The organism is Paenarthrobacter sp. GQ52 (assembly GCF_059759005.1).
Genome location: NZ_JCAXEJ010000005.1, coordinates 147,838 through 160,277, shown reverse-complemented (window position 1 = coordinate 160,277; position 12,440 = coordinate 147,838). Strand labels below are relative to the sequence as shown.

Here is a 12,440-nt window from a genome sequence, read left to right as displayed (position 1 = left end):
CGCTTCCGGGGCCCAGAAGTGTCCGCCGGTCTGGGCGGACACGCTCCAGGCAGCCTTGAACTGGATGTCTAGTTGTTCCCCTGGGTACGTCGTCACGAGGGCAGCATATCTGCGGTAGGACCGTGGCGCACAGCGTTACGGTCCTGTGGCGCGTTTGCCGGGGAGTGATTGCCTCTTGCCTGTGCAACGTGTCCTATGACCTTGCCGTGTACCGGCCAGACCGCACCCAACCGGCCGTGACAAGGTTTTCATCAATCTCTCCGATAATTCAGGCACTGGGGCGTCCTGCTTTTCACCATTGCTCGTCATGCACCGAGGCTTTTCTCATAAGGATTGGTTGCTGGAAGGCACTCTGTCCGCAAAGAAAGCCGCTGCCGTTGAGCGTAGCTGGTGACGCAGATCCGCCCCTGGTGGATGGCTTTGGTGGCATGCGCCGAAGGAAACGACATCGCTTTTGATGCAAAGGATTTCGACGTTGCCCCGAAGCGTCAATGGGCAGATGTTCCAGGATTCCTTTGTGCATGGGGAGCAACAGCGGACATTTGCGGGCATCATTGGTGATTCCATGAACACCGGCACAGTCATGGTGGGGGAGAAGCTCACTCGTGAGCAGCGCTACGAGTACCTACTGAAGTTCGGTATCGGCCAGAAGACCGGTATTCAGTTGCCTGGCGAATCTGCTGGTTTGCTGGCCCAACCGGAAGAGTAGGACTCCCGGCAGGAGTTCTCTGTGTTGTTCGGACAGGGGGTGTCGCAGACACCGCTGCAAACAGCCATGGCGTTTCAGGCAATGGCCAATGATGGTGTGCGGCTGAAACCCCAGCTGGTTGAGTCCACGGTGAATAAGGACGGCGTCGAGCAGGTTTCGGAGGTGGGGGTAGGCACGAAAGTGATCAGCCCGGATACAGCCCCGAAAGTGCGCGACATTCTTGAAAGTGGCGTTACCACCGGCGGTGCCAAGGATGTGAAAGTTCCCGGATGCTGCATAGGTGGCAAGACGGGAACGGCTGAAGCCGTTGCCGACAACGGAGCAGGCTTCGATGGGTACACGGCCTCATTCGTTGGCATGGCGCCCATGGAAGATCCGGAGTACCTAGTTCTGGTCAACGTTCAGCGCCCGAAGGGCAATATCTACGGCATCACCCAGGCCGGTGTGTTCAACGACGTCATGGCCCAGGTGCTGTCCCGCTATCAGGTGCCTGCGTCGACTACGCCGTCTGTGAGCCTGGCTCAGAAATACTAAAAAAATTGGTTGCTCGAAGGGTCGTTGAGTCAAAGAGATGCCCCTCAGGCTTGGAGAGTCTGAGGGGCATCGTCAATTGGCCTCATTATTGAGAACCGTGGTGGCTAGGGAAGCTTCACGAAACTGTCAAGGCGCTCCCATGTTTTTGTGTCATTGTTGAGTACGGTTGCTTCAGTGCCGACCCCTTTTACTTCTCTTAGTCCGTGCTGGTAGCCAGTGATTGAGTACTCCTTCAAGGCTCCCTCTTGAACCGTTTGGGGGATCAGCAAGACGATATACTCCTTATCTGTCTCAATGTCCACGTCGTCGGTGATCGTCGCCTTGATGAATTTCGCATCCGTAGGTTTCGAACCGCCGTTCAGTCTTAGGATCTTTTCCTGCTGCGCTTTGTTGAGGCTGTTCCAGTATTCGTCATAGGTCACCGTGCCACCAACCCGCGAATAGTTCAATTGCGTGCCTGTCTCAATGTCACCTTTGTAGACCTCTCGGACAGTCATTTTTCCGACGGTCTGAGGGAAGACATATTGATTGGCAACGGGGCTGAATGAGCGTCCACCGTCGATAGATTCGATGTGGACACGCGCAACAATGGGAGATTTGTTGAATCCGTAGAAGGGATCCTTTGGTTCCCAAATAAAATCAAGATCCGTGCCGGCCGTTTCAATCTGATCGGCTGGGATTTTGGCATAGGCATTGTTGGAGCCTTGCAGAGCCGTCTGCTTGGCTGACTGATTAGGCCCTGAACCGCCGGCGTCGGTCGTTCCGGAGGCGCAAGCTGACAAACCGCCCAGCAGCAGCACTGCGGCGATCACCATGGGCGTTTTCAACTTGTGCATGATGTAGACACGCCTCCTTGTGTTTTGAGATTGATAGGGAGTGAGAACCTGACCCTCGTCGAGTCGTTGCGGAGTCGCGGAGGTAGCACAAGATCAGTACATGTAGTTGATCGCATCGTTATCCACTCCCGCCACTCGTTGCATGATCCGTCCGGAGCCTGTCTGGCACATGATGCTGTAGCGATTGGTGTTGTAATGAGCAAGCCCGAATGCGTGGCCCATCTCGTGAATAGTGGTTCCGAGGGCAGCGTCGTTGCTGACACTTGCCGAGCTGTAGACGGAGTTGTTTATGTGCACTTCTGCGTACGTCCAGTTTGATGACGCTGGATTTATTGCGCCGCCAGTCGCGGAGAAAAACGAGGTATGGGCCAAGGCGTTCATGCCCCCGCCGAAGTAGGCATCATTATGTTGATGGAAGTCCATCGTAGAGCCCACGTTACTACCAACAAAGCTGACGTAAATTGGGTTATCCCAGCCGGGGTACATCCAGTTATTTGCTGCACCGGTGATGAGATGTTCCCAGTCACCAACTCCGGATGAGTAATTAAGCCATGCTGTGATGTTACCGACGCCATTTTGATAGCGGTAGCCGAAAGTAGGTGTTGCTGCCTGGGCACTTGTGGCCGGCAGTATGACCATGATCATTGCCAGCAAAACTGCCAGTAACGGTCTTCGAGCTCTCTCAAACAGCATCGTGGGCTTACGTCTGCCCATTGCATGGGCATCCACGTCCATGTCCGCGGTCGTGTTTGGATCGGCAGTGTCCGTGATCCGGTGAGGTCGCCCAGAATGAGTCCGGGAAATTTGCCTGCCATTCGATATGCGAGTTTCAATCACGTTGTCCCCCTCATGACATTTTGAACGTCATTGTTCTACTGTGCACACGAGGGTCATCCCTCGCGCAAAACCGAAGTTACGAGCTTCGGAACTCATCGGTCGATTGCTTAGCCGAAAATGCAACTTCAGTCCGTTTGTGCAGAGTATAGGAGGCGGGCGCTGTTGTCAGCATTTGCATAAATGTTTTCTAGGTATTGCTTGCAACTCGCTTTAAATACCGGAGTTTATGACTTATTGGAATTTCTTGGAGAAATATATGAGTTTTGGCGTCACGAATCTCCTGTAGGTGTCTGTGAGGGATCTTCAGTCGCAATGCGCGTCTGAAGGGCGCTGACCCGGCAGGGTTGATGGAGAGGGGCAGTCAGCGAAGGGCACTTGGGCCAATTGGTATGGCGATCGTGCTGTGCTGCGATGGGCGAGGTCCGTGGACTCAGCGAGGCGGAGCCCATGGCTGCTGCTCTAATGTCGTAGAGCAGATCCCCGTTAGCGCTGCTCACCCAGATCTGGCTCCGGAGAAACATTGCTAATTCTTGGGCTTGAATGTTACCGCCACGGGTGTGGTGAATCTCTAGCTGAGGTCTAGTGCGGAGGTAGTAGTGAAATGCAGGCCTTGGATCGGCGAAGGCCTGCATTTCTTTGTGGCGATGCTACCTCGATGACTTTCGCGGTCATAAGTCGCATGCGAGGCCCGCCCAACGTGTGCGCTATCTCTGCCGTCACGCTATTGGTCAGAAGGTCATCCGATGAATTTCGAGCCGTCTTCGCGTGTGTAGATGACCCGACCCTTTTCGTCCACGGGGAAGTCCTCAATGACCTTCCCTGTGGATGTGTCAATGATGACGATCGAGCTGGCTGGCCAAGTCGGATCCGGGACGACGTTGTAGGTGGCATCTCCGGCCGTCAGCACTTGTCCGGCCGCGTTCTTCGCCCAGTTGGAGTAATCGACGATCTTTCCGGTGTTCGTGTTTACGGCCACGGTCTCCTCCGGGCCTGCAGGGGTTCCGTCCAAGTGCGATGAGTTCCACCATCCTTCATAGCCGCCAATGGGTCGGTCTGCCACCGGTCCCTTGAATGAAAAGGCGTCATCCTGCGGCGTCGTGGCGTTAGCCTGGACGCTTACCGCGACTGCACCAGCCAGCACCACTGCCGTGCCCAAAGCACCTATTACGAGCTTCATGTTTTCCCCCTTGGTAATGTGCGACAGGATCATCCCGCCGCGATGTTTGAGGTCGTAAAACCTCGACGTCACTGATGAGCATGCAGCGCCAAACAGCAAAGTGGCAGGAGATATGCCCATTCCTGGACCGTCCAGTAGGTCAGCTTTCCACTGTTCTTCCCGGATTCGCCGAAGCCGTGCAGGCGTCAAAGCGAGACATACAGCAAGGACTGCCTCTTGTGGCTTCATACAGCGCTCCATGCACTATCGCCGAAAGCGGGCGACGGGGGCGTAGTAGAGGAAGTTCGTGATTTTTGCGCTCTCACAAACTCCTGCGCCAGTGGACGGGCGTCGGCAAGGAGGCGGTAGTAACGCCGTCGTGGTCCTTTGCGTTCTAACGAAGTTTCCCATTCCCCCTGCACCCAGCCAGCGGCTTCGAGGCGCTCCAGAATGGGATAAACCGTACCGGGCTTTTTGCCCGTGTCTTTGACGATCTGCAGCCCCCACACGCTCTCAGCCGACAACAGGGCTTCGAGGACTAGTGCAGTGGCCGGGGTGATCCGTCCCAAGTTCTCCATGCGCCTAATCTAGCTATATAGATTTAGAAGTCAAGTCGACGTTTGTTTGCGGGCTGCCGGGCGAGGTGGATTCCGGCCCAATGGTTAGCGCCGCGATTTTCTTACGGAACACCAGTGTTGCCAGCGGTACTGTCAGCAGGAAGACGCAGACGACGAGGAAGGTCGCCAGAGCAGTCGCCAGGACAATCAAGCACATCAAGGCAATGTGGATTTCGGTTGAGCTGATATCGCCGATGTCATCAACCGCTTGAACGCGCAGTAACTGGGTGCTGGCAAATCGGAAGGCCATCTTTCGCTCCTGTGGATTCTGATTTATGAGTCAGAAGTAAGTACGGAGCAGGTTCATCCTGTGGCGCCAGTCGGGGAGAAGGTTATGCTCTTGTGATCCGCCGCATGCGCCGTGGGAATGGAGATGGTTCTACGGTGGCAATGATTGGGCTTCCCGGAGTCCGAGCAGGTATGGATCATTAGCCTTGGGGGAAAGTGATGAAGCGTAGACATCCGGCCGGCATCGCAATAGCGATCTCTCTTCTCGGGGCCTCGCTCGCGGGATGCGCGGGGCAGCAAGCGGCCAGCAATGAACTGCAGTCTTTCAGCTCCATGGATGAGGCGTACGCTGCCGTCGATGAGATCCTGGGATGCGATTCTGAAGCCATTGGCAACCCGGTTGTTCCTATGGGCGATGGCGGCCGACTCGCTTCCGCGCAGAGAGTCTGTTCAGAGAATGTGCAGATAGACCTGTACCCGAATCAGGGCGCCCTGGATGAAAGCTATCAAACGTGGGCTGACTCAAGTCAGGGCAAAATCCCCCTGGTTCGCGGTGCCAACTGGATGGTTGTCGATCTCAGCAGAATCGCGGGCGGCCAGTCGTCAACAACGGACCTCCAAGGCCTGGCCGACAAACTGAAAGGCGAGTACGCCGTCGTCGGCATTTAGCTCGAGGCGGCAGCACAATCACTAAACGCAGCACGGTCACCAAACATGGCAGACTTGAAGCCTGCAAAATAAACGTCCGGAAGGAACTACCAGTGGCTGCTGCCCAAAACACCCGGGCCAAGAGCGTCGCGGCGAACACTGTCAGCTGGCGTGACGCCGCGCCGGCCGCCGTGGTCCTGATCATGGGCCCGGAGGAGTACCTCGGAATTCGCGCCACGGATGGGATTCGTACCCAAGTTCGAACCAGCACTCCGGACGTTGAGCTCAGCCGGCTGAACGCCGGCGCCTACGAGGCCGGGTCTTTGGCGATGACCGTCACCCCGTCGCTCTTTGGCGAGGGCAAACTCATTGAGGTCGAGGGCCTCGAGGCTATGAATGACGCCTTCCTGGCAGACGGGTTGGCCTATCTCCAGCATCCGGACCAGGACGTTGTCCTTGTCCTGCGCCATGCCGGGGGAGTACGTGGCAAGAAGCTGCTCGACGCCGTGAAGTCTGCCGGCTGGCCAGTCATTGATTGCCAGCCCCTGAAGAAGGACTCGGACAAGACGGCGTTTGTCGTCTCCGAGTTCAGGGCTGCGGGACGCCGCATTGAAGGCGAAGCCGTCCAGGCTTTGGTGAATGCCGTGGGTGCCAATCTCTCGGAGCTCGCGGCGGCATGCAGCCAGTTGATTGCCGACGCCACCACAGCTGTTACAGCCGAAACCGTGGAGCGTTACTACGGTGGCCGAGTGGAAGCTACGGCGTTCAAAGTGGCCGATGCTGCCATGGCCGGCAACGGACCGGTGGCATTGTCCACTCTGAGGCACGCCTTGGCCACCGGCGTGGATCCCGTTCCTTTGGTTGCGGCACTGGCGGCCAAGCTGCGCACCCTGGCAAAAGTTGCGGGAGCCAATGGTTCGCCGGCCACCATCGCCAAGAACTTGGGAATGCAGCCCTGGCTCGTAGAGCAGGCCCAACGCGATGTCCGCCGCTGGACGCCTGATGGCCTGATTCGCTCTATCCAAGTCATCGCCGAGGCGGATGCCCAGGTGAAGGGCGAATCGCGTGACCCTGTCTATGCGGTGGAGCACGCGGTCACGGTTATTGCCACGTCGGCCAGCCGCCGCTGACCTGAAGCGTTCACCGCGGCTTCCGGTTAAACCCAAAGGCCGGCACCCAATGGGCGCCGGCCTTTTGATCAGCTCAGTCGAACTGGAAAACCTTAGAGTGCGTTGACCTTCTTGGAGATCGCCGACTTGCGGTTTGCAGCGTTGTTCTTGTGAATAACGCCCTTGCTGACAGCCTTGTCCAGCTTGCGGCTGGCAGCAACAAGTGCAGTTCCAGCAGCATCCTTGTCGGCAGACTCAACGGCGGTGGTGACGGCGCGGATGGCCGTCTTCAGCTCAGACTTGACGGCGTTGTTACGCAGGCGAGCCTTCTCGTTGGTGAGGATGCGCTTCTTCTGGGACTTGATATTAGCCACGTATGAACTCTCTTTTTAATGCGGAAATGGTCTAGAGGGTTTTCAGGTTGGCCATCGACTGAGCGGCGTGGGGATGCCTATGGCAGCCAACCATGTATGGCCGTCGACCTGCACGGACACACAGCTATAAAGGATAGCAGAAACTCAGGGGTCACGCAGAACCTGGCGCATAGGCTGGCTAGTTCCGGGCTTGTAGCGCCCGGGCAACCTCGTGGAACTGCGACTTTCCCAGAACAGCGCCTTCCCGCCGGATCGCGTTAGGATTCAGCCGGATGACGCGACCCACGTTGATTTCACTGGGCCTGCCTTGCCGATCCCAGGCGCCGGTTCCGATATCGACATACTCGCCCGCCCGCGCGTCGTTGTCGTGGTCCTTGGACGTCAGCATGAGACCCAACAGCCACTCGCGGTCCCGACCAACAAGAAGTACGGGGCGGTCTTTGCCTTTCGTGTGGTCCTCTTCATAGGGAACCCAGCTCCACACAATCTCGCCAGGGTCCGGTTGGCCATCGGGCTTGGGGGAGTAGTTGACCTTAAGTGAACCGCGGAAGTCGCCGGGATAGGGGCCTGGCTGATGTTCGACGTCGGATCGCCGGGACTGCATCCTTCGGGCGCGTGCAGGGGTGGCCGTCTTGGTGCTGGTGCCTCCCAACGACTTGAGGGACCGCAGGATGAGTTTGCCCAGAGGGCGCAAGTCGAAAGCCATGTGACAACGCTACAGCTGGCTCCTGCTGATGCCCGGCACACAATGTACGGCGAAGCGCCGGTTCATGGGAGACTAGAGGATCAGATGCGCGGCGTGTTCCGGCTGGCCTATGCCCAGTGACGGGGAATTACCGCGCGAGTGTCGACAGTAAGGATCCTGCGTGTCTCCCATGGCCCGCACCGCACCGGTGCCCGCCGCAACAGATCCGGCCATCATCCGGAACTTCTGCATCATTGCCCACATCGACCACGGTAAATCCACCCTGGCCGACCGCATGCTGCAGTACACCGGCGTCGTTAAGCAACGCGACATGAAGGCCCAGTATCTGGACCGTATGGATATCGAACGTGAGCGCGGCATCACCATCAAATCCCAGGCTGTTCGTATGCCGTGGGAACTCGATGGCAACAGCTACGCCCTGAATATGATCGATACTCCCGGCCACGTCGACTTTACCTATGAGGTGTCCCGTTCCCTGGCGGCCTGTGAAGGTGCAGTGCTGCTGGTGGATGCTGCCCAAGGCATCGAGGCCCAGACCCTCGCCAACCTGTACTTGGCGATGGAAAACAACCTCACCATCATTCCTGTCTTGAACAAGATCGATCTCCCGGCCGCGCAGCCCGAGAAGTACGCGGCTGAGCTTGCCAACCTGATTGGTGGCGACCCGGATGATGTGCTCAAGGTTTCAGGTAAGACCGGCGTAGGCGTAGAAGCCCTGCTGGACAAGATTGTCCGCGACCTCCCTGCGCCCGTGGGCGATCCCAATGCTCCGGCCCGCGCCATGATCTTCGACTCCGTCTATGACACCTACCGCGGCGTGGTCACCTATGTCCGTGTGGTTGACGGCATGCTCCACCCCCGGGAACGCATCCAGATGATGTCCACCCGTGCCACGCACGAGCTCCTGGAAATTGGTGTCAGCTCCCCGGAGCCCACACCGTCCAAGGGCTTGGGCGTCGGTGAGGTGGGATACCTGATCACCGGTGTGAAGGACGTCCGCCAGTCCAAGGTCGGCGATACGGTCACCAACCTGGCCAAGCCGGCATCGGAGTCGCTCAGCGGTTACGCGGACGCCAAGCCTATGGTCTTCTCGGGTCTCTACCCGCTGGACGGAACGGATTACCCGGTACTTCGCGACGCCCTCGAAAAGCTGATGCTCAACGACGCCGCGCTGGTTTACGAGCCCGAGACGTCGGCAGCGCTGGGCTTCGGTTTCCGTGTTGGGTTCCTGGGGTTGCTTCACCTCGAGATCACGCGTGAACGCCTCGAGCGTGAATACAACCTGGACCTTATCTCCACGGCTCCCAACGTGGAGTACGAGGTGACACTGGAGGACAAGAAGGTCATCCACGTCACCAACCCCAGCGAGTACCCCACGGGCAAGATCTCCGAGGTCCGCGAACCCATGGTGTCCGCCACCATCCTGGCGCCCAACGAGTTTGTTGGTTCCATCATGGAACTCTGCCAAAGCCGCCGCGGCCAAATGCGCGGCATGGACTACTTGTCCGAGGATCGCGTGGAGCTCCGCTACTGGATCCCGCTGGCCGAAATCGTGTTCGATTTCTTCGACCTCCTGAAGTCCAAGACGCGCGGCTACGCCTCCCTGGACTGGAAGGCCGACGGCGAGCAGGTGGCCGACCTCGTCAAGGTGGACATCCTGCTCCAAGGTGAACAAGTGGACGCATTCAGCGCCATCACCCACCGCGACAAGGCCTACGCCTACGGTGTGATGATGACGGGGAAGCTCCGTGAGCTTATTCCCAGGCAGCAGTTCGAGGTGCCCATTCAGGCCGCCATCGGATCACGCATCATTGCCCGCGAAAGCATCCGGGCCATCCGCAAGGACGTTCTTGCCAAGTGCTACGGCGGTGACATCACCCGTAAGCGCAAACTTCTGGAAAAGCAGAAGGAAGGCAAGAAGCGCATGAAGATGGTGGGCCGCGTGGAGGTGCCCCAAGAGGCATTCATCGCTGCCCTGACCACTGACGAGTCCAAGGACAAGGCCAAGAAGTAAATGCCCAGCGTCCTACCTCTGGGCGACCCTGCACCTGCGGATGGCATTTTGCCTCCGCAGGTGTTGGCCGGCGTCGAGCACCGTAATTTCGGGCTCTACGTCCATATCCCGTTTTGCGCCGTTCGCTGCGGCTACTGTGACTTCAATACCTATACGGCCACCGAGCTTGGCGGTGGCGCCTCGCAGGATGCCTACGCTACTACGGCGGTATCTGAGCTCGACTTCGCCGCGTTGGCCTTGGACGCTTCCGGTCTGCCTCGGCGTCCCCTCAGCACTGTTTTCTTTGGTGGTGGTACTCCCACGCTCCTCCCGGCGGAAGACCTGGCGCGGATCCTGCGCGCCGCCGTCGACCAGTGGGGCTTGGAGCCGGGGGCCGAGGTGACAACGGAGGCCAATCCCGATTCGGTGACGCCTGAATCCCTGAAGGTGCTGGCTGACGCCGGATTCACCCGGGTCTCGTTCGGCATGCAATCCGCAGTCCCACACGTTCTGAAAGTACTGGACCGCACCCATACGCCAAGCCGCGTGCCACTAGTGGTGCAGTGGGCACGTGAAGCCGGCCTTGCAGTGAGCCTGGACCTCATCTACGGCACGCCCGGCGAATCCATGGCGGACTGGCAGCTGTCACTCGAAACTGCACTCTCGTACCGGCCTGATCACATCAGCGCCTACGCATTGATCGTCGAAGACGGCACGAAACTTGCCGCCCAGATCCGTCGCGGCGAAGTCCCCGGAATCGATGACGACGACCACGCCGCTAAATACGAGCTGGCAGACACAATGATCTCCCAGGCAGGCCTGAACTGGTACGAGGTCAGCAATTGGTCCCGAACGCCGGAACAGGCCTGCCGGCACAATCTTGCCTACTGGCGCGGGGATGACTGGTGGGGCATCGGACCCGGAGCGCACTCCCACGTGGGAGGTGTCCGGTGGTGGAACGTCAAGCACCCCACTGCCTATGCGGGACGGCTGGCTGCAGGAAGCTCGCCAGCTGCCGGCCGGGAAACTCTCGACGCCGAAACCCGTGAGGTTGAGCGCATCATGCTCGAAGCGCGGCTCGGAACGGGGCTGTCCGTGGATGCCTTGGACGCAATCGGGCGCCATGCGATGGCCGGGCTGATTGCTGACGAGCTGGTGGACCACGTCCAAGCGTTCAAGGGCCGACTTGTGCTTACGCTGAAGGGGCGGCTGTTGGCCGACGCCGTGGTCCGCAGGATTCTTCCGGACTAATCGCAGTGCCCGCCCGAAAGGGCAAGCGGGGGCTACTTAATCCAGCGCAGGTTGACCTTGTAACGGTGGGGTTGCCCGTGGTTTACGCGGATTCCCGCCGAGACGGAGAAGCACGTGAGGGCCACCCAGATAGCGGTGGCAATCACGGCGAAGATGTTGCCCACTACCGGCAGCAGCACCAGAATGTTGGCCAGCACTGCGGCGATGGTGGGAGGCAACGTGAAGTTCAGCGCCTCTTTGGATTCCTGCGCGGTGAACGGCCCGCGATCGCGGAAAATCAAGTAGATCAGAAGGGATGGCAGGCATCCCAGGATGCCGCCAAAGTGGGCCAAGGTAGCCCACTGCCTGTCCTCGCTGGCCGTCAACGGGAGTGCGTTGGCAGGCGCGCCATGGTACTGGGGCCGGCCTGCGGCGCTGCCCGGTTCTTCAGGAGCGTTATCTGCCACGGTGTCTTCCCTTTGCTGTAAAGATGCTGCGGTATTGCTGTCCCAGAATACCGGCCCCAAGGTACTTCCCGGGACCAACGCCCCGTTGACACGGTAGTTGCTGATAGCTCATGGACCGTGGCTCAAGGAACCGTCAGGAAATCGATGACTTCTTCAACGCGGCCCAGGAGAGATGCTTCAAGGTCGGCATAGGTGCGAACTGCCCCGAGTAGCCGCTGCCAGCCCAAGCCTATGTCCTCCGCGGTCTCGTGGGGCCAGCCGAAGGCCGTGAGGATTCCTGTCTTCCAATCGATCCCCCGGGGTACGGCAGGCCAAGCCTCGATGCCCAGGACCTTTGGCCGGATGGCCTGCCAGACGTCCACGTAGGGGTGGCCGACAATCAAAACGTTTCCTGCCGCTCCGGGCACCGTCATTGCCTCGGCTGCGATGCGCGACTCTTTGGACCCGGGGACAAGGTGGTCCACCAAGATGCCAAGGCGGCGACCCGGCCCGGGGTTGAAGGCAGCGATGGCCGACTTGAGGTCGTCAACGCCATGCAATGGCTCCACGACGATGCCTTCCACGCGGAGATCGTCACCCCAAACCTTCTCGACGAGCTCGGCGTCGTGCTTTCCTTCCACCCAGACGCGGCTCGCCTTGGCCACCTGGGCGCGTTGGCCCTGTACCCGAACGGATCCGGAGGCTGTCCGGGTGGAAGGAGCGGCGGACGCGGCAGAGCGGGCAGCAGGAGGCATCAGCCGTATTGCCTGCCCTTCCAGTAGGAACCCGAATCCCAACTGGAACGACTTGGTCTTTCCGCGCCTGTCTTCAAGGGAGACAACGTGCATTCCTCCTGATTTCTCAACACGGGTGACTTCGCCCACCCAGCCCGACTGCACGTCTTCGAGGACCATTCCCCGCTGCACGGCCACTTCCGGCAGCTGTTTTTTGCCAGGAGCGGACAGATCCTGCGGGCCCCAATTGTCGAAAGCCAAGGGATTCCTACCTTTTGTGCTG

General features: G+C 59.1%; 13 protein-coding genes and 1 pseudogene. 5 read left to right on the top strand and 9 right to left on the bottom strand.

Annotated features, from left to right (window positions below; genetic code table 11):
• Positions 1–457 precede the first annotated feature (457 nt).
• Positions 458–1,243: pseudogene (locus AC6CH8_RS09370) on the top strand (penicillin-binding transpeptidase domain-containing protein).
• A gap of 104 nt (positions 1,244–1,347) precedes the next feature.
• Here AC6CH8_RS09370 and AC6CH8_RS09365 read toward each other — a convergent pair.
• The 5 genes from AC6CH8_RS09365 to AC6CH8_RS09345 form a co-directional block, all read right to left on the bottom strand.
• Positions 1,348–2,058, bottom strand: a complete 711-nt coding sequence (locus AC6CH8_RS09365) for a hypothetical protein (RefSeq protein WP_498190112.1) — start codon at positions 2,056–2,058, stop codon at positions 1,348–1,350.
• 114 nt (positions 2,059–2,172) lie between these two features.
• The gene (locus AC6CH8_RS09360; RefSeq protein WP_498190110.1) at positions 2,173–2,916 is read right to left on the bottom strand and encodes a matrixin family metalloprotease; all 744 of its coding nucleotides are present in this window, start codon (positions 2,914–2,916) and stop codon (positions 2,173–2,175) included.
• A gap of 736 nt (positions 2,917–3,652) precedes the next feature.
• A complete protein-coding gene (locus AC6CH8_RS09355; protein ID WP_139025162.1) occupies positions 3,653–4,093 on the bottom strand; it encodes a hypothetical protein in 441 nt (146 codons plus the stop codon).
• 224 nt (positions 4,094–4,317) lie between these two features.
• On the bottom strand, positions 4,318–4,650 hold the full coding sequence (locus AC6CH8_RS09350; RefSeq protein ID WP_498190108.1) for a PadR family transcriptional regulator: 333 nt from the start codon (positions 4,648–4,650) through the stop codon (positions 4,318–4,320).
• A 13-nt stretch (positions 4,651–4,663) separates the two neighbouring features.
• Positions 4,664–4,939: a hypothetical protein gene (locus AC6CH8_RS09345; protein WP_498190106.1), complete on the bottom strand. Its 276-nt coding sequence runs from the start codon at positions 4,937–4,939 to the stop codon at positions 4,664–4,666.
• Positions 4,940–5,136: 197 nt separating this feature from the next.
• Between AC6CH8_RS09345 and AC6CH8_RS09340 the strand changes: the two genes are divergently transcribed.
• Positions 5,137–5,586 carry a hypothetical protein gene (locus tag AC6CH8_RS09340; protein ID WP_498190104.1) on the top strand — a complete coding sequence of 150 codons (450 nt, stop codon included), beginning with the start codon at positions 5,137–5,139 and terminating at the stop codon, positions 5,584–5,586.
• A 92-nt stretch (positions 5,587–5,678) separates the two neighbouring features.
• On the top strand, positions 5,679–6,695 hold the full coding sequence (gene holA / locus AC6CH8_RS09335; protein WP_420178160.1) for a DNA polymerase III subunit delta: 1,017 nt from the start codon (positions 5,679–5,681) through the stop codon (positions 6,693–6,695).
• A 92-nt stretch (positions 6,696–6,787) separates the two neighbouring features.
• On the opposite strand, the gene rpsT is transcribed toward holA, so the two are convergent.
• A complete protein-coding gene (gene rpsT / locus AC6CH8_RS09330; protein ID WP_054808077.1) occupies positions 6,788–7,048 on the bottom strand; it encodes a 30S ribosomal protein S20 in 261 nt (86 codons plus the stop codon).
• Positions 7,049–7,226: 178 nt separating this feature from the next.
• Positions 7,227–7,754, bottom strand: coding sequence for a type II toxin-antitoxin system PemK/MazF family toxin (locus AC6CH8_RS09325; protein WP_498190102.1), 528 nt, complete (start codon positions 7,752–7,754; stop codon positions 7,227–7,229).
• Positions 7,755–7,914: 160 nt separating this feature from the next.
• Here AC6CH8_RS09325 and lepA point away from each other — a divergent pair, with 160 nt between their 5' ends.
• Both lepA and hemW read left to right on the top strand, forming a co-directional pair.
• Entirely contained in the window at positions 7,915–9,768 is a 1,854-nt protein-coding gene (gene lepA / locus AC6CH8_RS09320; RefSeq protein WP_026005317.1) for a translation elongation factor 4, read from the top strand.
• A complete protein-coding gene (gene hemW, locus AC6CH8_RS09315) occupies positions 9,769–10,998 on the top strand; it encodes a radical SAM family heme chaperone HemW (protein ID WP_498190100.1) in 1,230 nt (409 codons plus the stop codon). It begins immediately after the preceding gene.
• Between the two features lie 32 nt (positions 10,999–11,030).
• Here hemW and AC6CH8_RS09310 read toward each other — a convergent pair whose 3' ends face one another.
• The gene (locus AC6CH8_RS09310) at positions 11,031–11,444 is read right to left on the bottom strand and encodes a DUF4870 domain-containing protein (RefSeq protein WP_026005318.1); all 414 of its coding nucleotides are present in this window, start codon (positions 11,442–11,444) and stop codon (positions 11,031–11,033) included.
• A 122-nt stretch (positions 11,445–11,566) separates the two neighbouring features.
• Positions 11,567–12,418 (bottom strand): DUF3097 domain-containing protein, encoded by an 852-nt coding sequence (locus AC6CH8_RS09305; protein WP_420178157.1) that lies wholly within the window; start codon positions 12,416–12,418, stop codon positions 11,567–11,569.
• Positions 12,419–12,440 lie beyond the last annotated feature (22 nt).

What these genes read in the sequence shown, in the direction of transcription:
- AC6CH8_RS09355 (WP_139025162.1), bottom strand. Translation starts at nt 4,093, where the DNA reads ATGAAGCTCGTAATAGGTGCTTTGGGCACGGCAGTGGTGCTGGCTGGT.
- hemW (WP_498190100.1), top strand. Translation starts at nt 9,769, where the DNA reads ATGCCCAGCGTCCTACCTCTGGGCGACCCTGCACCTGCGGATGGCATT.
- AC6CH8_RS09340 (WP_498190104.1), top strand. Translation starts at nt 5,137, where the DNA reads ATGAAGCGTAGACATCCGGCCGGCATCGCAATAGCGATCTCTCTTCTC.
- AC6CH8_RS09350 (WP_498190108.1), bottom strand. Translation starts at nt 4,650, where the DNA reads ATGGAGAACTTGGGACGGATCACCCCGGCCACTGCACTAGTCCTCGAA.
- AC6CH8_RS09345 (WP_498190106.1), bottom strand. Translation starts at nt 4,939, where the DNA reads ATGGCCTTCCGATTTGCCAGCACCCAGTTACTGCGCGTTCAAGCGGTT.
- AC6CH8_RS09325 (WP_498190102.1), bottom strand. Translation starts at nt 7,754, where the DNA reads ATGGCTTTCGACTTGCGCCCTCTGGGCAAACTCATCCTGCGGTCCCTC.
- AC6CH8_RS09365 (WP_498190112.1), bottom strand. Translation starts at nt 2,058, where the DNA reads ATGGTGATCGCCGCAGTGCTGCTGCTGGGCGGTTTGTCAGCTTGCGCC.